We start from the raw sequence: 24,434 nt of genomic DNA on the forward strand, positions 1-24,434 counted from the left end.
GAAAAAGCGTATTTTCTGTTTGAAATTCAAATCAGACACATTCATGCCTAAGACAACAAGTAGCTTCGAGAAGAGCAATATATATTTAGGAAATCAATACAACAGCAAACAAAGTTGTATTTGATTTTAAAAAGAAATTAAGAGAAGATATAGTTGTTTTATAAACCAATAAAATACTTTTGGTATTCTAATAGTTCTTGTGGATTTTCTTTTGCGTTTAAACGTTTTATCTCGTTGCCATTTTCATCAAGTTCAATAAGGTAGGCAGCATCACCATCTTCAAAAAATCGTAAAAACTTAGCAAGACTTCCGTCTTCATTATAAAATTTGGTGGCTTCAAAGCTGTCGTAATTGGAGTTAATCTGTTCACTATATACTTTACCACCTCGTATGGTTTGTGTAATTGTTCTACCGTCTTTTATAAAGGTTTGCGATACAATATTTCCTAAAATGTCATAAGCTGAAGACTCTACAGATTTTCCGTCTTTATAAGTTGCTTTAGTGGCAACTTGACCGCTTTCAAAATACGTTTCAACAGTTCCAGTTATCACATCATTGGCATACATAACGGTTTTTTTCAACGTCCCAGAAGGGTAATACGTTTTTTCAGCTCCATGCTTTTTACCTTTAGAATAAATGGCATGAGAGAAGATTTCACCATTATTATGAAAAAGTAAATAATCACCATCTAGCAAGCCTTCTTTTACACTAAACTCTTCCCATTTGGTAAGTTCGTTTCCCACAACATAGTAACCATCCATTATTTTTTTATTCTTTTTATCTCTGTAAATAGAATGACCATTATAAGAATCAACCACATACTGTCCTTGCTCTATAAAAGTAAAAGACTTATCAGTTTTTTCAGTTTGGTTTTTACAACCAATAAAGATTAATGATAAAAGAAGAAGGCATAGTGTTTTTTTCATTTTTGTGAGGCTTATTTATCTTTTAAATAATTATACTTTTTCTTCAGCTTTTGCTCATCAAATGAGAGTGCTAAACCATATAATAACGAGGCAACAATGACTATTTTCCAAAGAATTCCGCTATACAAATACATTGGGTCGTTTAGATACAATAAGAGATAATAACCTAAGATTAATGCAAGAGACAGTGAAATAAACAGTATGGGTTTTTTAGGGCATAAATAGCCAAAGATTATCAAAATAATACCTAAAACACAATAGAAAATAACATCTTCAATACTGTAAAGTTTTCTATAAACTAAAAACGCATTTAAAAATTGGAATGCAGCAATAATGTATAATATTTTTTGAACTCTGTTTTGAGAATCTTTAGCGTCGCCAATTTTTGTTTTATTTGTGATTTGCTTTCCAATGAAGATGGCTTTTTCTTTTTCAGTTCCTGATAAAGGATATCCACAGTTAGAGCACTCAAATTCTATTTGTGAAACAGTCTCTTTGCAGTTTGGGCAGTTTAAATCAGTCATTGTCAATTTTTATATATGCTTCCCTTTATTCCAACCGTGTTTTCCTAAATACTGTTCTCCACTTTCAACAGCTCCATTTTCAATACTTGTTCCCATGCTATCATTCCAACGGTTTAGGTAACCAAACAACGAAATGACACCTAACATCTCCACAATTTCACCTTCGTTCCAATGCTCATACAATCGTGTTTTTATGGAGTCGTCAACAGCATTTGGTACTTGACTAGCAGCCAAACTAAAATCGAGAGCTGCACGTTCAGCTTCAGAAAACGCAGGATGCGTTCTATACTCCCAAATATTATCTAGTTGTTCCTGTTCTGCTCCATAGCGTTCCGCTGCTCTTATAGCATGCGCTTGACAATAACGACAACCTGTAGCGTTACTACTCACCCAAGCAATCATACGTTTTAAGGCCGAAGTAACTCTACCTTCATTAGCCATAACTGCTTTGTTGAGGTTGATAAATGCTTTTGAAATGTCAGGACGACGTTGCATAGTTAATACCGAATTTGGACAAAACCCTAAGGTTTCATTGTAAAAATCGGCTAGTTTTTGAGTTTCAGCATCGTGGTCTGGAGATAACGGAGTGACTAATGGCATAATCTATTTTTTAGTGGTATTTTTGAAGTAATAAGACACCTCTTTTTTGTAATTTAATGAAATTTTAAGAGGTCTTTTACGTCTTAAGTAATTAAAAATTTATTCATTACAATAAACAAAAAAATCTTCAAACATGACAAATAAAGTCTCTACACATTGGAAAGGAAATTCGCAGTTTGAATCTGATAACCCAAGCGGAAAAACCCTATTTATGGATACTTCGGAAGAACATGGAGGGCATAATTCAGGATTACGACCAAAGGCAATGATGTTATCGTCACTAGCTGGATGCTCAGGTTTAGACGTGGTATCTATTTTAGATAAAATGAAAGTGAAAATTTCTGATTTCAGAATTGATACTTACGGAGAATTGACCGAAGAACACCCAAAATATTACCATACTGTTTCAGTTGAATATCATTTTTATGGTGATGATTTAAACGAAGACAAAATAAAGAAAGCGGTAGACCTGTCGGTTGAAAAATACTGTGGTGTGATGGAAATGTTTCGCAAATTTGCTAATGTAAAAACCTCAATTCATTATCACAATTCATAAGTATGCGCTGGACTTTAAAGCCAAAACCGAATACTGAAAAATTAAAACAACTACAAGAAGCACTTCAGGTTGATGAGATTGTTGCTACACTATTATTGCAACGAGGCATTGAGACTTATGAAGCAGCTAAAACCTTTTTTCGCCCAAGCTTAAAAGATTTGCACAATCCATTTTTAATGAAAGATATGGATAAAGCGGTTAATCGTATTGAGCAAGCGTTGGCTAACAGCGAAAACATTTTGGTGTATGGCGATTATGATGTAGATGGAACGTCTTCGGTGGCTTTAATGAGTTCTTATCTTAAAACAAAAACCAATCAGGTGGCTACATACATCCCAGACCGTTATGACGAAGGTTATGGAGTGTCTTTTAAAGGTATCGATTTTGCGCATGACAATGAGTTTTCACTTATTATCGCTTTAGATTGTGGTGTAAAAGCTATTGATAAAGTAGCTTACGCTAAAGAAAAAGGCATTGATTTTATTATCTGTGACCATCACAGACCAGGTGATGAGCTACCAAATGCTATTGCTGTTTTAGACCCAAAACGAGATGACTGTGAGTATCCTTACAAGGAGCTTTGTGGTTGTGGTGTAGGCTTTAAACTCATACAAGCATTGGCTTCAAAAGAAGGAAAATCTGCAGAGGATTTAACTGAATATCTCGACTTGGTTGCAACAGCAATTGGTGCAGACATTGTTCCTATTACAGGAGAAAATAGGACTTTGGCGTATTATGGGCTGCAAGTGATTAATAAAAATCCTAGACCAGGAATACAAGCTATTATCGATCAAGTAAAAAAAGAAGAACTTACTATTACTGATGTTGTATTTATTGTGGCACCTCGTATTAATGCTGCAGGACGAATGCAACATGGTGATTATGCTGTGGCGCTTTTAACAGAAACCAATTTTAACCAAGCCAAACAATACGCTGAAGAAATTGAAGCGTTTAATACTGATAGGAGAGAAGCAGATCAACAAATAACAGAAGAAGCACTTCAACAAATAAAAGCGCATAATGAAGAGGAGCGTTTCACAACAGTTGTATATCATAAAGAGTGGCACAAAGGTGTAATAGGTATTGTTGCGTCTCGTTTAACCGAAACCTATTACAGACCAACACTAGTGTTTACTAAAAGTGGCGATAAGCTTGCAGCTTCAGCACGTTCGGTTTCTGGTTTTGATGTGTATAATGCACTAGAGGCTTGTAGCGCACATATCGAGCAGTTTGGAGGTCATAAATATGCAGCAGGACTTACATTAAAAGAAGAAAACTATGAAGCCTTTAAACAAGCCTTTGAAGACGAAGTTTCTAAGACAATAGATAAAACCTTGTTGGTTCCTGAAATAAAAGTAGATATGCAAATTAGTTTGCCACAGGTTAATGATAAATTGTGGCGTATTATTCGTCAGTTTGCACCTTTTGGACCTAGTAATATGACACCTATTTTTATGAGTGAGAACCTTAAAGATACTGGCTATGGAAAATGTGTGGGTGAAGATGATAAACACTTACGTATTACAGCAACTCAAACAGGACAAGAAAAACTTGTAGGTATAGGTTTTGGCCTAGGAGATAAATACGATTTAATTACGAATAAAAAACGGTTTAAAGCAGTGTATTCCATAGACGAAAACCATTGGCAAGGACATGTGAGTTTACAGTTAAAGTTGAGAGACATAAAATAAAGCTTTGTCATTCTCAACTTGATTTAGAATCTATACAATGAATTTCGTGTCGTAGTATGGGAAGACAAGGTTAAATTAAAATAATTTCTTTCAGTTTCCGTTTTTCTAAAATGAAGTATAAACTACTCACTTTTTCCCTTTTGTTTCAAACAATTCTTTTTTCACAAAACCTGGTTAAAAACCCAAGTTTTGAACTTAGAAAGAGAGACAAGTGCTTTGTGTTTTTGGGTGACTTTGATAGTCAAACTTTAAATTGGTCGAAGCCCAACAATGGAAGTACAGATTCTTTTCTTACTTGTAGTTCTAACTTGGGAACGAAAAACTACAACGGTCAGCAAAGTCCTAAAGAAGGAAATACATATTGTGGCATTTATACATTTTCACCTTATAGTAATTACAGAGAGTATATTCAAGGAGAATTAAAAGAGCCTTTAATTGCAGGAAAAACGTACAAAGTAAAATTTTATGTAAGTCTTGCTGATATGGCTACGCATGCCATTAAAGAACTTCAAGTGTTATTTACAGAAGAAAAAATAAAAAGCTGTTTTGATAAAAACAGTTGTGAAAAAGTAATAGTTCCTAAAAGAGCAACCACCCAAAGGTTTATGTTACACACTTTGAAAAATGAAGGTTTTTTAGAAGAAAGAAGTACATGGGAAGAACTGTCTTTTGAATTTGTTGCCTCAGGATTTGAAAACTTTTTATCCATAGGAAATTTTAATAAGGATGGTAAAACAGAACTAAAGGAAATATTAACGGTTAGCCGAAAAGACAATAAGTTTTCTTACTACTATATTGATGAGGTTTCAGTTGAAGCAACTGAGAAATCAACTGAAGAAAAAATGACTTCACACACTAACAACACTACTAAAGAGCCATTTAAAAGTAATACAACCTATGTCTTTAAAAATGTGTTATTTGATTTTGATAAAGCCACTCTTTTAGAAACTTCTAAAGCTGAACTTAATGCTTTGTATGACTATTTAAAAGAACATCCTGATCTCCATATAGAAGTTTATGGACATACAGATGCTGTTGGTACAGAAACTAGAAACGATGAATTATCAAAGCTACGAGCAGAAGCTGTTTCCAATTTTTTAGTAGAAAAAGGGCTAGAAAGCCATAAAGTAAAATGGTTTGGGTTTGGAAGCTCTAAACCAAAAGTAAGTAATGATACTGAAGCAAATAGAGCAATAAACCGACGAGTAGAGTTTAAACTTATCAAAAAATAAAGTCTTTATTTAGATTTATTCTAAATAATTATATCTTTGTAGTACAAAACCACTTCTCATGGAACAAGATATCTACAAAATATACCATAATAATTTCGGAATTTCTTTTAAATGGATTAACCCTCAAACCGAAAAGGTAAAAGGTAAAGTGCAACTTATATTTAGAGATATGGGCTTTTATCTTACACATAGCGAGATAAAACAGTTTTATAATTGTGTTTGTGCCGCAAAAAACACGCAACCTTGTAGTTGTTGTCAATCAAACATTGATAGTAAAAACATTCTGCTTAAAACACCAAGTAATAAAATAGATATTGCGGTTAATGAAAAGGAATTATCTCAAGTTGAAGATTTAATAAAAGGCACATTATTTCAGTTAGATTTAGAGTATTATTTAGAGACGCTTTGCAAAAATTAAAATAAGAAACTTGGATGTTTTACTTTTGTGTCAAAATCTAAACCAACAGTTTTGAGAGGTTATCATCTTGAAAAACCTCTTTAAATTCCTGTTTCCATAGGAAATGAATATGACAAAAAAAGACCCTTACGCAGCACTTCGATATAAAGAGTTCAATTTATTTATACTAGTTCGTTTTGCTTTGGTTTTTGCATGGTCAATGCAATTTATAATTATTGAATGGCAAGTCTATGCACTCACCAAAGATCCATTATATATTGGTTTAATTGGACTTATGGAGATTATTCCTGCATTAGGAATGGCGCTTTTTGCAGGACATATTGTAGACCAAAAAGAAAAGCGGAATCTTTTAGCTCTTTGTATTGCTCTGTTTTCAATTATTAGTTTTGGATTATTCTGGATTACGTCTCCAAGTGTTTTTGAAACATGGTCCACAAAACAAATACTCTATTGTATTTATGCTTTAGTATTTTTTGGAGGACTGCTACGTTCGTTTTTTGGTCCAACTATTTTTTCGTTAGTGGCTTTAATTGTTCCTAAAAAAATATATCCTAATGCAGCTACTTGGAACAGTTCTACATGGCAAATGGCAAGAGTTTTAGGTGTCACTTTCGCAGGATTTTCAATTGGTTGGCTTGGAGAGAATGAACAAATGGGTGTGCATTGGTCGCTTTGCATTGTGTTTGGTTTAGTAATGTTTTCACTGATAATGTTATATCAAATTAAACGTAAACCCATTCTTAACCCAAACATTGGAGAACCAGTAGTTAAAAGTTTAAAAGAAGGTGTTTCATTTGTGTTTAAAACAAAAGCTATTTTGGGAGCCTTAACCCTAGATATGATTTCGGTATTGTTTGGTGGTGCTATTGCCTTGGCAGCAGTTTTCGCCACTGATATTTTAAAAGTAGGACCTGAAGGTTTTGGGATTTTGGTAGCTGCACCTAACATTGGTTCATTTTTAACTATGTTGGTTACTGCATATATTCCTATTGTAAAGAAAGCTGGTATTAAACTGCTAGTAGCTGTGTTTGGTTTTGGGTTAAGCATTATTGCTTTTGGCTTGTCAACCGTATTTTGGCTTTCAGTTGCAGCTTTGTTTTTTAGTGGAGTGTTTGATGGTGTGTCTATGGTAATCAGGCAAACCATTTTGCAACTAAAAACACCAGACCATATGCGAGGTCGCGTGTCTTCGGTAAACTCAATGTTTGTTGGCTCTTCAAACGAATTGGGTGCTTTTGAAAGTGGTTTGACTGCAAAATTAATGGGAACAGTAACTGCTGTAGTTTTTGGAGGAACAATGACATTAATTACTGTAATAACAACAGGATTGGTTTCGCCTTCATTTAGAAAATTGGACTTGACAAAAGATTTAGAAGAACACGAAAAAGAAGACTAGTGTCTTTTCGAGTGGAATTCTGATAAGAATTCTGTATCGAGAAACTAGATTGTAAATTTCACTTGTTTTCGATACAATTTTCTTTATGAAAATTACTTAAACTGATGTGAATACGTTTTTAGTTCCATTGTTGTGCCATCAAAAACACCATAGGTATAGTAGTTGATCCAATCACCAAGATTAATGTATTTTGAATTGTTTTCCAACGCAATTTCAAGCGGTAAATGTCTGTGACCAAAAATATAAAAATCACGATGTTTTTCAGACTGTTTGCGTTTACAGTATTGTATTAACCATTCATTATCTTCACCTAAAAATTTAGCATCTTCTTCACCTGAAATCAATTTGTTTTCAACCGACAGGTATTGTGCTAACTTCACGCCTAAATCAGGATGTAACCAACGAAATAACCATTTACAAAAGCGATTGGTAAACACCTTTTTCATACGTTTATAACCCTTATCTCCAGGACCTAAACCGTCACCATGACCAATGAAAAAGCTCGTGTCATTAAATGTAAATTCTTTAGGTTTATGGTATACAGGAATGTTAAGCTCTTCTTCGAAATAGCCATTCATCCATAAATCATGATTACCAACAAAATAGTAAATAGGAATACCAGAATCTGAGATTTCTGCCAATTTACCAAGTGTACGAGTAAATCCTTTTGGCACTACTGTTTTGTATTCAAACCAAAAATCGAACAAATCTCCCATTAAGAAAATTGCAGCAGCATCTTTTTTAATCTCGTCTAACCAAGCTACAAACTTTTTTTCACGAGGAAGCGATGCCTTTTTATTTGGCGCTCCTAAATGATTATCAGAAGCGAAGTATATTTTTTTTCCTTTTGGGATGTTCATCGTTTATAAAAAATGTAATCAGTTACTGGTGGCTCAATTTCTTGTTGTCTTAAATCGGAAATAAGTTGCCCTTTATGGTGCGTAAAATGATTAGCGATATGAAACAAAATATCTTGTACTGTGTTTTCAAAATTATCGCCTTTTGAGTTTGTGTACTTTATTGTTTCTTCAAAATCAAAAGTATCAATAATTTTTAATGTATCAACATAGTTGGTTTTGTCTAAGTCTTTACAATTTTCAAGTGCATGTAATTGGTGTACTCCAAACGAGTCTGTTTTCAATATTCGTGCATTCCATATTTGATGTGCGTTTAAGCAATGCGAAAACAACGGAATTGTTCTTTTTGATATTGAAGCAGAATGTTCCAAAAACAGTTCTATCAACTTTTGGTTAAAGTAGTGATGATAATCAAATATGCTTTTAAAAAATGGTTTCATTTAATTGTCGCTAGCATACCATTCGGCAAAACTGGTTTCGGTTTCCTGAAGCTTTAAGGAATGCAGTTTTATGTTTTTTGGTAATCTGGTTTTGATTTTTTCAGCAAAATCAATGACCATCATCTCACTGGTTGGTTGGTAATTTACCAATAATACATTATGTCCTCTATCTTCAAGTTCTTTTGCTAACTCTACATGAGGCGTGTTTTTGTTGAACACTGTAGCATGATCAAAAACATCAACTATTTCTTCTTTTACAATTTTTTTTAAATCGCTAAAGTCTATAACCATTCCAAATTTAACATTGGTGTTGTCTGCTATAGGTTGACCAATAACTGTAACCGATAGTTTATAGCTGTGTCCATGTACGTTTTTGCACTTTCCATCATAGCCGTAAAGTGCATGTCCTGTTTCAAACGAAAACTGTTTTGTAATTCTAATATTACTCATCAAAAAATATTTTCATTACAAAGATATTGAATTTGTAAAAGCAATTGATTTTTAGATTACTTTTGCGCGCTTTTGTTTAAAAATTATGAAAGATACTATGGTTGAATCTCAAATTTTTGAGAATATCGATTTTGTTGAAAACCCTCAGTACGAAAAGGTTATCAACGATATTATTTTGCAACAATACAGTGTTGTTGAAGACTTTTTTTCTAAAGAAGAAGTGCATGCTTTAAGGCAGTCGTTGATAGAAAAACATGAAGAAGATCGGTTTAAAAAAGCAGCTATTGGTAATCGCGTTAATGAAGTGATTGTAAAGTCTATTCGTGGCGATGTGATTTTATGGATAGATGAAACTAAAGCTAACGCAGCAGAGCAATTATTTTTTAACAAAATAAACAGCTTAGTAAACTACTTAAATAAAACTTGTTTTTTAGGAATATTGCACAAGGAGTTTCATTATGCATTGTATCCAAAAGGAACGTTTTATAAGCGTCATTTAGATACATTTCAAAATGATGACAGAAGAAAACTGTCGTTTGTTTGTTACTTAAATGACGAAGGTTGGCAGCCTGAAAATGGAGGTGAACTTGTATTGTATCTTGATGAAAACGGAAATGAAGTTCCAAAAAGCATTTATCCTTTTCCTGGACGTGTAGTCATTTTTGAAAGTCAAATTATTGAACACGAAGTAAAACCTGTAGAAACGGAAAGGTTGAGTATTACAGGATGGTTAAAAACCAGATAAAACTAACGCCTTTTTCTTCGGTTATAGAAATAAATAATTATTAATACGATTGCCAGTATAAGAAACAGTCTATTACCCATAATTGTTTTTTTGAACTATTAAAACCCTAAAGTTACTGCTTTTGTGTAAGTGGTAAAAATAGTTTTCTAAATTTTATAATTAACGGAATGCCTCTAGCTATAATCCAAATGGTTAACGCAATAAATACAGCGTGTAACTTAAGGTTGTAGTTATCTAGTAAAAAAAGCGTTGGCACAAATACCAAAAACGTAGAGGCTAAAAGTAAATTACGCAGTATTTTCATTTTTCCTAAGCCTTTAAAAACACCATCAAAAATAAAGGCTAAAGCACAAAGAGGTTGCATTGCTAATACAATCCAAAATACTGAGTAAAATTTATCTAAAACAGCAGTTTCTTGAGTGAATAATCGTCCAATTGGATAATAAAGAATGCCTCCTAAAACTGCTAAAACAATACCTAGACCAATTCCATATTTAATTAAGGTATTGCTTAATTTAATCAAATCACTATACTGTTTTGCACCAAAGAGTTTTCCTGATAAAATGTTACCAGCACTTGCATAACCATCAATAACAAATGCACCAAAAAACCAGAGGTTAATGGCAATAGTATAAGCAGCAATATAATTTTTACCATAGGCTGTAGCAAACCTAGTCGCAAAATATAATGTGATGTTTAGCGCTAAGGTGCGTACAAATAAATTAAGCACCATTAAAGAGAAGTTTTTAATCTCTTTGTTAAAAGGCAGCTTAACCATAAGCGGAACATCGGTTTTTTTAAGTATAAAGTAAGCCGAAAGCAAAGCCATTAACGATTGAGCAATAACACTTGCGTATGCAGCACCTTTAATGTGCATTGGAGCAACTAACCCTTCAACACCATACACTAAAACAACATCTAAAATAATATTTGTTAAAGCACCAACCACAGCAATTATCATAGGATGAAAAGTGTTTTGTAAACCTCTAAATGTTCCAAAAACTGCAATGGTAAATAAGGTAAACGGAAACCCAAACACTCTAATTTTGTAATATTCACTACAGTATTCTAGAATTAAACCAGAGGCATTATAGAGTTTGAAAATAGAATTTGTAAACGGATAAGTACCTACAATAATTAATAAGCTTAATGATGTTATGATTAAAATAGCTTGTGCAGGCAGATTTTTAACTTCATTAATTTTATTTGCACCTAGGTATTGAGAAATAATTGACGAAATAGCACTTCGGGTTTGTCCAAAAATCCAGATAAGCATAGATAAAAACGTACCAACAATACCAACAGCAGCGATTGACTCTGCTGTATTTATTGGAATATTACCAATAATTGCAGCATCAGTAAGCGATAATATAGGTTCTGAAATCCCTGAAATTAATGCAGGTATTGCTAATCGGTTAATATGTTTTGTGCTTATGTCTATATTCAAAATACCAATTCGTAACAGTAAAAAGGATGTTCACTTTGTTTAGGAAAATAAATGTCACCTAAACGTTTGTAACCTCTTTGTTCGTAAAATTTTTGATTTCTTTTATTTTGAGAAAATGTATCAAGTCTAACTGATTCGTAATCGTTTGTTTTAGCAAATATTTCAGCAAAGTCCATAAACTGTTGTGCATACCCTTTTCCTTGATGGTTAGGGTGAACAGCTAACCTATGAATGTAAATGTTTTTTTCATTTTTAGTGAGCCATTCAATAGGTATATATTCTTCATCCATTAAAGTAGAAATTACTACACATCCAATAATAGTGTTGCCAATTTCCAATACATAAAGTTCTGATCGCGCTACATCGTTTAAAAAAGCATTTTCACTTGGATAATGTTCATTCCATTGATAAATGTTGTTAGCTATCATGTGTTTAGCACAAGCGTTAGTGAGCTGTAGTATAGAACCAATATCGTTAAGCGTAGCTTTGCGAATCATTAATAATGTTTATTTTTGCGAGTAAATTTACTTTTAATTTATAGAATATGAAGAATATTTTAGTTCCTGTTGGTTCGTCAAAAAATGCAGTAAGTCATTTACAGTATGCAGTTGATTTTGCTAAAGCGTTTGGCGCAAAGTTATATGTAGTACAAGTTTATAACGTGTATACCAAGGCAGGAACTATGATAAAAGTAGATGATATTTTGGAGCGTGAGAGTTTAGAGTTTTTAAAATCTCATGTAGATAAAGTAGATAAAAAGGGTGTTGAGGTAGTGATTAAAACCTTTAAAGGAAAACTTGTTGATACGCTTGAATTGGTTTGTAAATCATTAGATATTGATTTAATAATGATTGAGCCAAGAACAAATTCGGTTAAAGAAGAAGTGTATTTGGGTAAAACGTCTGGAAAGATTATTAAACAAACCAATATACCAGCATTAATAGTACCTGAAGGACATGTGTTTAAGCCTATTGTATATATTTTAATGGCATTAAAATCTGCTGTTATTAAAAATCATAATGCACTAACACCACTTAAGTCTATTAAAGACCAGTTCAAGTCAATTGTAAATCTTTTATTGGTGAAAACACCTTTTTATAATGAAGGTGATTTTGATGTAGATGAAGAACTTTCAACATTAATAACCAACACTACCAAAAGCGAAAATGCTACTACATTTCAAGGCGTATTGGAGCATTACAAAGACAATGACCCTGACTTACTTTGTGTGGTAAGACGTAAAAGAGGGTTCTTCACTAAGCTTTGGGAGAAAAACACAATACTTAAAAGAGATTTTCATAGCTCTAAACTACCTGTTTTAGTACTTAGCGGATTAAAATAATTTTGGGAGTTAGCTCAGTTGATAAGAGCGATATATATTCTTTATTTAGGGTTGATTATATTGTTTCGTATAGTTTTTAATTAAGCACAAAAATTCACTGAAACTTCATATTTAATTTTTCAACAATAGAAGCTATGGTTTTATTGGTGTTCAACTTGTCTAGAGCTACAGGAGAAGCTTTTCGTTCTTTACAATCTTTTATTGAACAACGCTCGCAAGTAACTCCTACATATTGTTCGACTATTTTATTTTCATTCAAAAAATTAAGTTTGCGTTCTAATTGTTTATTAATCAGAAAGCCTATTGAGATGCTTCTATACTGGTTTTCACGAAATGGGTCTTTTGTTGCTGATGATAAAACCAAATATTTCATGTTGTCATTAACATAATTTGAAATCTGAGCACTAAATTCATGTGCTTTACCACTTTTACATATAGTGTTCAACACATTTAGGGACACCCATCTTCTACAGTAATGCTCGTTGGTTTCATTGGCTCTTGGTGAATGTTGATGGGATAAGTGCAATTCTTTTTTTAAGTGAAATTTCTCACTTCCAAGTTTATGTGTGAACCTCAAAAAAAACAAATCTTGAACATTGAACGCTTTTGGTATAACGTTAGTTAATCGCTGATAGAAAGATTCGGGAGAAGCGTTAAAACTTTCAATTAGTTTCATAAACCGTGTTTCACTGAAAGTTTTCATTGCAAATATTTTCTCCAATTTGGAAGATAATTCAGCTTTTGAGATAATTAAGGCTCCTGCAAAATAAGAGGCGTAAAAGTTATTCAGTACTTGATCAAAACTGTCAAACTTAATCCAAGGGAACGTATATAATCTATTTGTTATTTCTAAATAATTATAGGCTATTTCTTTTGCATAAATAAATGTTCGTTGCGCGTCATCAATACCAGAAGCCAACAACAGTGTTTTGGTTTTGGGAACAAAAACTGATCTAAGATTTCCTAAGTCTTGGTGCTTTTTCAACTCATTTTCATTTATGGTGTATCCATATTCTTCAATAAGTACTTCCTCAATATCTTTAGACGAAATAGGTTTTGTTAAATCTATCTGATAAGCTTTTGAAAACCTTAAAGCACTTTGCTCTAAATCATCAAAATAATTATTGTTGGCTTCTTGAAATGAACGTACTGAAGCCAAAAAAAAGCTTTCTCTACTAAAATTATAATGTTGAGCTATTTCAATGATGGTACTAATAAAAGCATTTACCTTTGCTGGTGCATTGGCAACAATATCTATTAAGTCGCTTTCTTTTATGCCAAATAAATCCAAAGGTATTTCCTTAAAGATTTTTGACTGCAACAACTCTCCAATAGGAGCTAAATTTTTATCAAGCTTTAGGGAGACCAATTGGTCATAGGGTACATCCAGTTTTTCAGATAGAATCGCAATTTTATCAGGCTTAGGGTATTTTTTGCCTTTTTCTATCTCATTTAAATAAGATTTGGACAGTTTTGTCAATTTTGACAACCCAAATAGTGATAAGTTTTTGTCTGTTCTAATCTGTTTAAGCTTAAGCCCAAATATGATTTTTATATAGTCTTGTTCCATACTTAATAGCAAAAATAGTGAATTTTGCGAAAACATTAAAAATAGCGAAAAAATACATTTAGCGAACGTTCGCTTGTTTTTTCAAAAACTTTATTTTATTATTGCTATGAAAAACACATACAATTATGGAAAACTCAATATTAAAACAGTACAAAGTACAGTTTGCTAACAACACCAAACATTATTACCCAGAGCTTTTAACTGATGATGCCATTGAATTTATAATAGCACTTCATGAAAATTTTAATGAGAATAGATTAAATCTACTTGACAGGCGAAAAAAACAACAAAAGGTTTTTGATTCAGGTGTTTTCCCAAATTTTCCTATCGAAACCAAATCAATACGAGAAAGTGAGTGGACAGTTGGTGAAATACCCAATGACTTAAAAGATAGACGCGTTGAAATTACAGGACCTATTGATAGAAAAATGATTATTAATGCATTAAATTCTGGCGCAAGCTCATTTATGGCTGATTTTGAAGACAGTAATGCGCCTACTTGGAAAAACTGTATGCAAGGGCAACAAAACCTTATAGATGCAAATAAAAAAACCATCTCATATACAGATAGCTCTAAAGAAAAAACCTATGCGCTCAATAACAAAACATCTATATTGCTGGTTAGACCTAGAGGGTTACATTTAAACGAAAAGCACCTGATAATTAACAATACAGAAGTTTCTGCTAGTATTGTGGATTTTGCTTTATATGTATTTCATAATACCAAAACATTACTAGATCAAAATACAGCTCCTTATTTTTACCTACCTAAACTAGAGCATTATTTGGAAGCACGTTGGTGGAATGAAGTTTTTGAGTTTGCTCAAGAATATTTGAAGATTCCTAAAGGAACTTTTAAAGCGACGGTCTTGGTAGAAACTATAACTGCTAGCTTTCAATTGGATGAAATCATTTTTGAACTTAAAGACCATATTGTGGGATTAAACTGCGGACGCTGGGATTATATCTTTTCTTACATTAAAAAGTTTAGAAACCACAACAATTTCAATGTCCCCAACCGAGACCAAGTGACAATGACCGCTCCTTTTATGGATGCGTATTCAAAATTGGTCATACAACGTTGCCATAAACGTGGTATTCTTGCTATAGGAGGAATGGCTGCCCAAATTCCAATTAAAAACAACAAAACCCAAAACGATAACGCTCTAGAGAAAGTAAGATTAGACAAAGAGCGTGAAGTAAAAAATGGACATGATGGTACTTGGGTTGCGCATCCTGCATTAGTTCAAGTAGCAATGGAGGAATTTAACAAACACATGCCCACATCAAATCAAATTCACATTAAAAAGGAAGAGCTAAATATTACAGAAAAGGATTTACTTCAAATACCAAAGGGAACTGTTACAGAAGCCGGAATTAGAAAAAACATAAACGTTGGTATTCTTTATTTAGAAGCATGGTTACGAGGTTATGGTGCGGTGGCTCTTTATAATTTAATGGAAGATGCTGCTACTGCTGAAATATCAAGAACCCAACTTTGGCAGTGGGTAAAAAATGAAACTGTATTAGATGATGGCAGAAGGCTTACAATAGAACTTTATATGGAACTATTTGATGATGAAATTGAGAAAATCATAACTGAAGTAGGCGAATCTAATATAGCAAGCACTAAACTTGAGTTAGCTATAAAATTGTTTGACAAATTAGTGCTGTCAGATGAATTTGAAGAATTCTTAACAACTCAAGCATATAAATACATTTAAAAAAACAATCCTGCGATTGCGGCAACAATCAACAGGATCTAATTATTATTAAAATAACTTATTACAAAATTATGGAAAATTTAATTCAAAGCAAGTATCAATCTGCAATTGATGCTGTAAAAAGCCTTAAAGAAAAACACGGCACAACCTGGAAAGCAATAAACCCTGAAAATGCAGCTAGAATGACTATTCAAAATCGTTTTAAAACAGGGTTGGACATTTCAAAATACACAGCGGAAATTATGAGAAAAGACATGGAAGATTATGACAAAGACTCTGCAAGATATACACAATCTTTAGGTTGCTGGCATGGTTTTGTTGCCCAACAAAAAATGATAGCAATAAAAAAACACCATAAAACCACAAACAAAAAATATCTTTACCTATCAGGCTGGATGGTTGCTGCACTGCGTTCTGAATTTGGACCATTACCAGATCAATCGATGCATGAAAAAACCGCTGTTCCTCAATTGATAGAAGAAATTTATGATTTTTTACGTCAGGCAGATGCTATAGCTTTGAATGATTTGTTTAGAAGACTTGAAAACGGAGAGGACGTACAAGACGAAATAGATAATTTTGAAACACATATCGTGCCCATCATTGCTGATATTGATGCTGGTTTTGGAAACGAGGAGGCCACTTACCTATTGGCAAAAAAAATGATACAAGCAGGTGCTTGTGCTATTCAAATTGAAAATCAAGTTTCAGATGCAAAGCAATGTGGGCATCAAGATGGTAAAGTAACTGTTCCGCACGAAGATTTTATAGCCAAATTAAATGCTATTCGATATGCTTTTTTAGAATTAGGTGTTGAAGATGGGATAATTGTAGCACGAACCGATTCTGAAGGAGCTGGACTTACCCAAAAACTGCCTGTAAGCCAAAAACCAGGTGATTTGGCTTCGCAATACTTGGCTTTTGTTGAAGCCGAAGAAATAAACCTTAATGAAGCCAAAGAAGATGATGTGCTTTTAAAAAGAGAGGGCAAACTTGTTAGGCCCATTAGGCTACCTAATGGATTGTACAAATTTAAAGAAGGTACTAATATTGACAGGGTTGTTTTAGATTGTGTGACAAGCTTACAACATGGAGCCGACTTATTATGGATTGAAACACCAACCCCAAATATTAAACAAATTGCTCATATGGTAAACAGAATTAGAAAAGTTGTCCCAAATGCTAAATTGGTTTACAACAACTCACCTTCATTTAATTGGACATTGAATTTCAGAAATCAAGTCTATGAAGAGATGTTGAACGAGGGAGAAAATATGACGGCATACGATTTAAATGACTTAATGAATGTGCAATACGACAATTCTGAATTGAGTTTTCGTGCAGACCAAAAAATAAAATCTTTTCAAAAGGATGCTTCACAACAAGCAGGTATTTTTCATCATTTAATTACTTTGCCAACCTACCATACAACAGCGCTACACATGAATGATTTATCTCAAGCTTATTTTAATGATGAAGGTATGTTGGCATATGTGAAAGGTGTGCAAAGACAAGAAATAAGAAAAGGTGTTTCGTGTGTAAAACATCAACGAATGGCAGGTTCAGATTTGGGTGACGACCACAAAACTTTTTTTTCAGGTGAAAATGCGCTAAAAGCAAGCGGCAAAAAAAACACTTCAAATCAGTTTAAACATGATTGTCAAAACAATACAAAAAAAATATTTAAAGAAGTAGTCGGTTAATCTTCTATAAAAGGGATGAAAAGCATTTTCATCCCTTTATAAAAGCCTTCAACTAAATATTTTTATTTTCCTTTATTATGCTCCACAGTTCATCCAAGATATTAACATTTTTAAACGGTTTGGAGAAGTTTTGTAACGTGTAATCGAGTTTTTTGATTTTCTATAAAGGGTTTTTGTAAGTTTCATTTGATTAATAGCACCCCAAATGAAATTTATACTACTATTCTGCCTACTCAGTATAGGGTTGTATGCGCAAGAAAATGCATATAACTTAAAAGAGTCTTCAAACAAACTTTACAATTTTGCTGAGTTTACTGCAACTGACAAACCTGAATTATCAATTGAAGAGGTTTTAAACAGCAATTTAGAATTTACTCCACTTGCTTCTGACAATCATAGTATTGGTTTTACTTCACAGAGTTTCTGGACCAGATTTAAACTTTTTAATCCAGATAGCGAATCAAAAACTTACTATCTACAAACAGCAAGACCAATAACTGATATTGCTGATTTATATCAAATATCAAAAAATGGCATTGAAAAGTTTAGTAGTGGAGACCAAATTCCTTTTAATGAAAGGCAGGTTGAACATAGAGAAACCATTTTCAAAATAACATTACCAGCTAATACAACCCAGCAATTTTATTTGCACTTAGCAAGTGATGGCGAAACCATAAACATACCATTAGACATTTATAGTGAGTTTGATTTTTGGGTAATGAACTATAAACAACAATTATTTTTAGGGTTGTTTTATGGGTTGTTATTTCTTGCAGGTGTAATTTATCTTTTCTTTTACACCAGTTTAAAAGAAAAAACATTTTTGTATTATGGGCTTTATGTGTTTTCAATTGCTTTAATGCAAGGTGCATTAGATGGTTTAATTTTTCAATACGTATTTCCAAAAGGAGATTTTATAAACAGTAGAGCAGTAATGATAGCTGCATTGGCATCAAACTTCTTTTTACTTAAATATTGTGAGTACTTTTTAAAGGTAAAACAGCGAACACCAAAAATATACAGTGTTTTTAAAGGCATTTATATTTTTATTGCTGCACTATTTGTTATGGTGTTTCTTAGTGAAAAAACACTTGAACTTACCTATCCAATAGCAAACTTAAATGGACTTATAAGCTTAGTTTTTATACTTGCAACATTATTTATAATACGTTACAAAAAGATAAAAATAGATCCTTATTTTTCTATTGGAATTTTCTTTTTAGTAATAGGTTTATTAGGCTTTGTAATGAATAATTTAAGCCTATTACCAAACAATTTCTACACACTCAATAGTGCCAAATTTGGTTCAGGTTTTGAGGTGATTTTCTTATCGCTTTCCATGACTAATCTCATCAAAAGGTTACGTATGGAAAAGGAGAAATCTCAGGTTTTAGCTTTAAAGAAATCGGAAGAGATTAGTAAACTAAAAACGTATTTTATGTCTAACATGAGTCATGAATTACGAACACCCATAAATGCTATTATGGGTATTGCTGAGAATCAATTAGAAACTAATAAAAGCAATACAAGCAGAAAGAATTTTGAAATCATTAAAAATGCGTCTCTTAGTTTGTTGAGTAACGTAAATGATATTCTAGATTTTGAAAAGATTGAAAAGAAAGAACTTAAGCTAAGAAGTGAAGAGTTTAACCCTTCTGTAGTACTTAATCAGATAAGCTCAAATTGGAAGCTAGAAGCCGAAAAGAAAGGGTTGACTTATGCTTTTGAAATGGATTATAACATTCCTACAAGAGTAAAAGGAGATAAAGAGCGTTTTGTTCAAATAATAAACAACATCCTTAACAACGCCATTAAATTTACAATAAATGGAGGCGTTCATTTAAAACTTAGCTGTACTCAACAGCCAAATGATTTGTCGCGTTTTTCTTTTGTGGTTTCTGACACAGGTGTTGGAATGTCAGAAGATATAAGAGAGAATATGTTTGATAGTTTTAACCAAATGAAGCATGATAACAAAAGGCAATTTGGAGGAATTGGTTTAGGAATGACCATCGCAAAGTACTTAGTTGAACTTTTTAACGGTACAATTAGTATAGAAAGTAGCGAAGGAAAAGGGACTAAGGTTTTTGTTGAGCTTCCTTTAGAAGTTATTAGTAAACCTAAAGAGGAGTCTTTTTTAAATGTTAGCCCAAAAGACCCTTTAAAAGTCTTGGTGGTTGAAGACAATGTGATGAACCAAATGATTATGCGCAAGCTTTTAGGAAGTTCAGAGCATATTAATTTTGCTGTGGCGCAAAACGGTCAGGAGGCTTTAGAAATTCTAAAAAAAGATGTTTACGATGTTGTTTTAATGGATTTACAAATGCCAGTAATGGATGGTTATGAAGCTACAAAAATCATTAGAAGTGGAACATTAGGACAAGTTATTGGCGAAATTCCTATTATAGCAGTAACTGCTGATGCAATGCAAGAAACCAGACAACGAGTGCTTGATATTGGTATGAATGACTATATGACCAAACCAGTAAATAAAGATTTATTAATGGAAAAAATAAATTACTGCTGTAAACCTAAACTACAAATAGCATAAGTGGGCTTTAAACTTCTTTTTCTATAAAGTCGATATTTGGATTACAAATTTCTAAAATAAGATTTTTTAACTCTACCGTATAGTTCTCTAAGGTTTCTTGAGAAATTAATGTGTTTTTGTTTTCAGTGAATTTTAAAAACCCACTGCCTAAGTTTTTAAACGAAATTATTCCTGCTTCAACGGGAGCTGTAAACGGCTTTTTAGAGTTTAACATATAAGCATAAGCCAGTATTTGAAATGGTTTACTGTATTTATCATAGTCGGTAGTTAGATCTTCCCATTGAGAAATTTTAACTTTAGAAGCCTCTACTTTTCCAGATTTATAATCAATAATACGAGTAGTACAATTAAACTCATCAATTCGGTCCACTTTTCCTGTTAAATAAACAGGAAAGTCTAGTTCGGGAATATCAATTTTCACTTTATTGTCTTCTTCAACCGAAATAATTTTTATAGTATTTCCTAGCTGAAGCGCATCTATTTCTAAATCTAAAAAATTAGAAACATACCGCTTTGCTATTTCAAAAATGATAAGGTTTTTACCTTTTGTGGTATCCCCTTTTTTATATTCATTTTTAAAGTGCTTTAAAACCGTATCATGTATTTTAGGCTTCATTGCTTCAACGTTTTTAGAAGTAAGCTCTTTGCCAATGTAAGGCGTATAAAAGTCCTCTAAAGTGTTGTGGATTGTAGTTCCTAACGTATTAGCTGCAACAGTTTCTTCAACATCATCAAACTCTTTAATTCCGAGAATTTTTTGCTTATAAAAGTCAATTGGGTTTCTAATGTAATTTGTTAATGAAGAAGGCGAAAACCCTTTTTCTGCAATTTCTTTTATGCGCGATAGTACTTCATCAGTCTTTTTAATTTGAGTGAGACTTTGTTGAATAGCAGGTACTTTAGGCGACACTATGTAATGGTTAATATTGTGTGTGTCATCAATTTCTAATTGAGTGATAAATCTACTTTTTTCATTGCCTTGTAACACATCTGGTTCGGTATTATAAACCAAAAAAACAGTGTTAGCTCGTTGTAATAGCCTATAAAAATGATATGTGTAAACTGCATCTTTTTCCTTATAGGTTGGCAGGTTGTTTTCTATTTTAACATCAAAAGGAATAAAAGAATTATTACTTTTTCCTGCAGGAAGTACACCTTCATTAACCGAAGCAATAATAACTGTTTCAAAATCGAGAACTCGAGATTCTAGCATTCCCATAATTTGAAGACCTTGCAGAGGTTCTCCCTTAAAATCTAACGTTTCGTTTTTAATAAGTTCTCTGTATAAACCATGTAAAGTATTTATAGATTCAATATGCTCATGTTTTGTCAACATTAGTCCTAATGTATTGAATATTTCATTAAACCTATATAAGTACTCTAATGAGAGTAATTGTTTTGATTTATCCTTGTCTAAAAACGCTTTAATAGACATGATAAGTTTGCTACAATTTGATAAACCTCTCCTTGGATTATTGTTCCAATTATTGAAAAGGAGTTCTAATAACTCTGTTTTAGATGGAGCTAATTCAGTAATCCCTTCAGCAGTAATATTAGCAATATTATTGTTTTGAATATGGTCAATTATTATGTCTGCATGGTCAATATCATTATCAAGAAGAAGCGGTTTTATAAATTGATGGGACAGTATTGTTATTACATCTTTATAATACAGAGTTTTTGAAGTTGATTTTTGAATCGCAAATAGTTTTTCAAACAAAGACGCCAATGGAATTGCATTCAACGGCAAGCCCATAGTAATATTAATGGGACCAATATCTTCAGGCATTGAATTTAATAAAGGCATTAATAGGCTTTCATTGCCTAAAACAACAGCTGTGTTTTTTAATGAGCTCTTCTTGTGTTTTAAACGCTGTAGCAACTCACCTATATATTTTACTTGACCAATATTTTTTGGAGTACCAATAATATCTATGTTCTTTGGTTTGGAATAATTGTTCGATAACCAATTGATAGGATTTTTTCTAAAATAAGGCCAATTCGCTTTATGTTGTCTTATAAACATACCAGCATCATGAATTGAATCTTTAAAAAACCGTTGGTCTAAATCCCAATAGATAATAGCTATATCTTGTTGTAAAAGTTCTTGTATTATGGTTTCTTCGGCTTTGTTAAGTGCGTTAAAACCAACAAACACAAATGTCTTTTCTTGGTTTGCAGCTGTAAACTGCTCAAGGTTATTTACTGCTTCCCTATACACCAAGCCTTGGTATCCTTTTCGCTTTGAAATGAGTTGGTCGTTTAATAACTCATAATATTGTTTTAACCTTTTCCAAAAGGCTAGATAGTTTTTAATATAATCGGTTTGATTTTCATCAACTGACCAATGATGATGTTCTATTTCTTTAATAGCAGTTAAGTAATCAAAAATATTTTGAGGCGCTACAAGATAACGGTCTATTTCATTAAAATCCTGAAGCAGTATTTGAGCCCATTTATAAAATTGATCAAAGGGCTCCACATTTTCTTTTGGAGTTGCCTTAAGATATACATCATAAAACTCAAAAATCAACTCGGTATTATTGATGTATTGTAAGTTAGATAGTGTTTCTACAAAGGTTTCAGTAGAAAGAATTTCAGGTGCAAAAAAAGTGCTTTTAAATACTTTAGATAATTCGTGTTTTAAGAAAACACCAGCTCTTTTACTAGGAAGTACAAAGGTTAATTCTGAAACGTTGAGGCTTTTTTCATGTATGTCAATAATAACCTCTTCTATAAAACTTGTCATATCATAAAAATAAAAAACGCTCCGAATTTCGGAGCGTTTTTTAAACTTATTTTATAGTGTTTTAAAACTTAATTATTTTTTAAGTTTTACTTCTACACGTCTGTTGTTTTTTCTTCCAGAAGCAGTAGAGTTAGAATCTATTGGGTTAGCTTCACCAAAACCAGCAACAGTTAATCTGTCAGCGTTGATACCGTTAGCGATTAAGTAATCTCTTACAGCGTTAGCTCTTCTTTCAGATAATAATTGGTTAGATGATTTAGATCCAACGCTATCAGTGTGTCCTTCAATAGAGAAGTTAGCTTGTGGATATTCTTTAAAGATAGCAGTCATAGCTTGTAATACAGGATCAGTTTCTTTTTTGAAAGAAGATTTTCCAGTATCAAATAAGATAGTTCTAGCGTAGTTGTTTAAAGTTTCCATTACTTCAGCAGTAGGAAGAACTTCTGGGCAACCATTGTTAGCAACAGTACCAGCTTCGTTAGGACATTTATCGTCTTTGTCTAATACACCATCACCATCAGTATCTGGCCATGGGCAACCGTTGTTAGCAGCAGGACCAGCTTCGTTAGGACATTTGTCATCTTTATCAGCAACACCGTCACCATCAGCATCTGGACATCCAGCTAAAGCTTTTAAGCCAGCAACTGTAGGACAGTTATCATCTTTATCAGCAACACCGTCACCATCAGTATCAGGGCAACCGTTAAACTCAGCTAAACCAGCTTCGTTAGGACAATCGTCTTTAGAATCTTCAATACCATCGTTGTCAGAATCTGGACAACCGTTGAATGCTTCTAAACCAGGAACGTCTGGACAAGCATCATCTTTGTCATATATACCATCTCCATCAGTATCTTTTCCACCAAATTTGATAGCAAGACCAACTGAATGTTGGAAGTGAGTAGCTAAATAATCTTCAAATGCATGTTTGTAAGATGTTTGTACAGTTAAACCAACGTTTTCACTAAACCAAAGGTTAAAACCTGCAGTACCATTTAATGTACCAGCTCCGATTTCGTTGATCCAAGTGTAACCTCCACCTACTCCTAAGTAAGGGTCAATTAATTTAGAGTTGATTAATTTTGCAAAGCTATATTTTACTGTACCATCTAAAGCGTAGTAAGATAAATCGTCAACTGTAGAATCACCAAAGCTATCAATTTCATTGATAGAACCAGCAGCAGTTAATGTAAACCCATCACTTAAATATCTAGAAACAGATACTGTAGATAATGATGGCAAAAAGTTGTAGTGATCACTAAGGTTGAAAAACTCGTCAAAGTATTCACCTAACGGAGCATCTTCTCCAGTAGGATAAAAGTCAACTGCATTTACACCAATTCCAACAGCCCAAGGATTGTTTTCATCTTGTGCATTAGCATTGAAGCTTAATAAAAGCAACATAGCGAAAAATAATCTGCTAAGATTTTTCATATTCTAATAATTTTAATTTTAAGTGTTAATTGTAAGCAAAAGTAAGTTGTTAAATTTTATTAACAAAGACAAATATATA

Annotated in this window: 21 protein-coding genes; 10 read left to right on the forward strand and 11 right to left on the reverse strand. The window is 32.8% G+C overall.

What is annotated here, in order from left to right:
• Positions 1–158: 158 nt before the first annotated feature.
• The 3 genes from OD803_RS04480 to OD803_RS04490 are packed head-to-tail and all read right to left on the reverse strand — an operon-like array spanning position 159 to position 2,050.
• Positions 159–926 carry a toxin-antitoxin system YwqK family antitoxin gene (locus tag OD803_RS04480; RefSeq protein ID WP_262732501.1) on the reverse strand — a complete coding sequence of 256 codons (768 nt, stop codon included), beginning with the start codon at positions 924–926 and terminating at the stop codon, positions 159–161.
• Positions 927–937: 11 nt separating this feature from the next.
• Positions 938–1,450 (reverse strand): hypothetical protein, encoded by a 513-nt coding sequence (locus OD803_RS04485; RefSeq protein WP_134198292.1) that lies wholly within the window; start codon positions 1,448–1,450, stop codon positions 938–940.
• A 9-nt stretch (positions 1,451–1,459) separates the two neighbouring features.
• Positions 1,460–2,050, reverse strand: coding sequence for a carboxymuconolactone decarboxylase family protein (locus OD803_RS04490; RefSeq protein WP_129759856.1), 591 nt, complete (start codon positions 2,048–2,050; stop codon positions 1,460–1,462).
• Positions 2,051–2,183: 133 nt separating this feature from the next.
• Between OD803_RS04490 and OD803_RS04495 the strand changes: the two genes are divergently transcribed.
• The 5 genes from OD803_RS04495 (at position 2,184) to OD803_RS04515 (ending at position 7,343) form a co-directional block, all read left to right on the forward strand.
• Complete coding sequence (locus OD803_RS04495; protein ID WP_129759857.1) at positions 2,184–2,606, forward strand: OsmC family protein; 423 nt, start codon at positions 2,184–2,186, stop codon at positions 2,604–2,606.
• A gap of 2 nt (positions 2,607–2,608) precedes the next feature.
• Positions 2,609–4,297, forward strand: a complete 1,689-nt coding sequence (gene recJ / locus OD803_RS04500; protein ID WP_262732502.1) for a single-stranded-DNA-specific exonuclease RecJ — start codon at positions 2,609–2,611, stop codon at positions 4,295–4,297.
• A 110-nt stretch (positions 4,298–4,407) separates the two neighbouring features.
• Positions 4,408–5,529 (forward strand): OmpA family protein, encoded by a 1,122-nt coding sequence (locus OD803_RS04505; protein ID WP_262732503.1) that lies wholly within the window; start codon positions 4,408–4,410, stop codon positions 5,527–5,529.
• Positions 5,530–5,587: 58 nt separating this feature from the next.
• On the forward strand, positions 5,588–5,947 hold the full coding sequence (locus OD803_RS04510) for a hypothetical protein (RefSeq protein WP_129759860.1): 360 nt from the start codon (positions 5,588–5,590) through the stop codon (positions 5,945–5,947).
• Between the two features lie 109 nt (positions 5,948–6,056).
• On the forward strand, positions 6,057–7,343 hold the full coding sequence (locus tag OD803_RS04515; RefSeq protein WP_262732504.1) for an MFS transporter: 1,287 nt from the start codon (positions 6,057–6,059) through the stop codon (positions 7,341–7,343).
• Between the two features lie 92 nt (positions 7,344–7,435).
• On the opposite strand, the gene OD803_RS04520 is transcribed toward OD803_RS04515, so the two are convergent.
• The 3 genes from OD803_RS04520 to OD803_RS04530 are packed head-to-tail and all read right to left on the reverse strand — an operon-like array spanning position 7,436 to position 9,090.
• Positions 7,436–8,203: a UDP-2,3-diacylglucosamine diphosphatase gene (locus tag OD803_RS04520; protein ID WP_129759862.1), complete on the reverse strand. Its 768-nt coding sequence runs from the start codon at positions 8,201–8,203 to the stop codon at positions 7,436–7,438.
• The gene (locus OD803_RS04525) at positions 8,200–8,640 is read right to left on the reverse strand and encodes a DinB family protein (protein ID WP_262732505.1); all 441 of its coding nucleotides are present in this window, start codon (positions 8,638–8,640) and stop codon (positions 8,200–8,202) included. The genes OD803_RS04520 and OD803_RS04525 overlap by 4 nt, the downstream gene beginning before the upstream one ends.
• Positions 8,641–9,090, reverse strand: a complete 450-nt coding sequence (locus OD803_RS04530) for a 6-pyruvoyl trahydropterin synthase family protein (RefSeq protein ID WP_129759864.1) — start codon at positions 9,088–9,090, stop codon at positions 8,641–8,643.
• A gap of 85 nt (positions 9,091–9,175) precedes the next feature.
• Between OD803_RS04530 and OD803_RS04535 the strand changes: the two genes are divergently transcribed.
• Positions 9,176–9,835, forward strand: coding sequence for a 2OG-Fe(II) oxygenase (locus OD803_RS04535; RefSeq protein ID WP_262732506.1), 660 nt, complete (start codon positions 9,176–9,178; stop codon positions 9,833–9,835).
• Positions 9,836–9,947: 112 nt separating this feature from the next.
• On the opposite strand, the gene OD803_RS04540 is transcribed toward OD803_RS04535, so the two are convergent.
• Positions 9,948–11,282, reverse strand: a complete 1,335-nt coding sequence (locus OD803_RS04540; RefSeq protein WP_129759866.1) for an MATE family efflux transporter — start codon at positions 11,280–11,282, stop codon at positions 9,948–9,950.
• Entirely contained in the window at positions 11,279–11,779 is a 501-nt protein-coding gene (locus tag OD803_RS04545; RefSeq protein ID WP_129759867.1) for a GNAT family N-acetyltransferase, read from the reverse strand. The genes OD803_RS04540 and OD803_RS04545 overlap by 4 nt, the downstream gene beginning before the upstream one ends.
• Positions 11,780–11,826: 47 nt before the next feature.
• Between OD803_RS04545 and OD803_RS04550 the strand changes: the two genes are divergently transcribed.
• Positions 11,827–12,624, forward strand: coding sequence for a universal stress protein (locus tag OD803_RS04550; RefSeq protein WP_129759868.1), 798 nt, complete (start codon positions 11,827–11,829; stop codon positions 12,622–12,624).
• Positions 12,625–12,718: 94 nt separating this feature from the next.
• On the opposite strand, the gene OD803_RS04555 is transcribed toward OD803_RS04550, so the two are convergent.
• Positions 12,719–14,194, reverse strand: a complete 1,476-nt coding sequence (locus OD803_RS04555) for a helix-turn-helix domain-containing protein (RefSeq protein WP_129759869.1) — start codon at positions 14,192–14,194, stop codon at positions 12,719–12,721.
• Between the two features lie 125 nt (positions 14,195–14,319).
• On the opposite strand from OD803_RS04555, the gene aceB reads away from it, so the two are divergent.
• From aceB to OD803_RS04570, 3 genes are all read left to right on the forward strand, one after another.
• Positions 14,320–15,918 (forward strand): malate synthase A, encoded by a 1,599-nt coding sequence (gene aceB, locus OD803_RS04560; RefSeq protein ID WP_262732507.1) that lies wholly within the window; start codon positions 14,320–14,322, stop codon positions 15,916–15,918.
• Positions 15,919–15,989: 71 nt separating this feature from the next.
• Positions 15,990–17,621 carry an isocitrate lyase gene (locus tag OD803_RS04565; protein ID WP_129759871.1) on the forward strand — a complete coding sequence of 544 codons (1,632 nt, stop codon included), beginning with the start codon at positions 15,990–15,992 and terminating at the stop codon, positions 17,619–17,621.
• Between the two features lie 205 nt (positions 17,622–17,826).
• The gene (locus tag OD803_RS04570; RefSeq protein ID WP_262732508.1) at positions 17,827–20,172 is read left to right on the forward strand and encodes a hybrid sensor histidine kinase/response regulator; all 2,346 of its coding nucleotides are present in this window, start codon (positions 17,827–17,829) and stop codon (positions 20,170–20,172) included.
• Between the two features lie 7 nt (positions 20,173–20,179).
• Here the strand turns inward: OD803_RS04570 and OD803_RS04575 are convergent, their stop codons facing one another.
• Positions 20,180–22,921 carry a PD-(D/E)XK nuclease family protein gene (locus OD803_RS04575; protein WP_262732509.1) on the reverse strand — a complete coding sequence of 914 codons (2,742 nt, stop codon included), beginning with the start codon at positions 22,919–22,921 and terminating at the stop codon, positions 20,180–20,182.
• 72 nt (positions 22,922–22,993) lie between these two features.
• The gene (locus OD803_RS04580; RefSeq protein ID WP_262732510.1) at positions 22,994–24,355 is read right to left on the reverse strand and encodes an OmpA family protein; all 1,362 of its coding nucleotides are present in this window, start codon (positions 24,353–24,355) and stop codon (positions 22,994–22,996) included.
• Positions 24,356–24,434 lie beyond the last annotated feature (79 nt).

This window comes from Gaetbulibacter sp. NE, assembly GCF_025548475.1.
Lineage (GTDB): Bacteria > Bacteroidota > Bacteroidia > Flavobacteriales > Flavobacteriaceae > Gaetbulibacter_B > Gaetbulibacter_B jejuensis.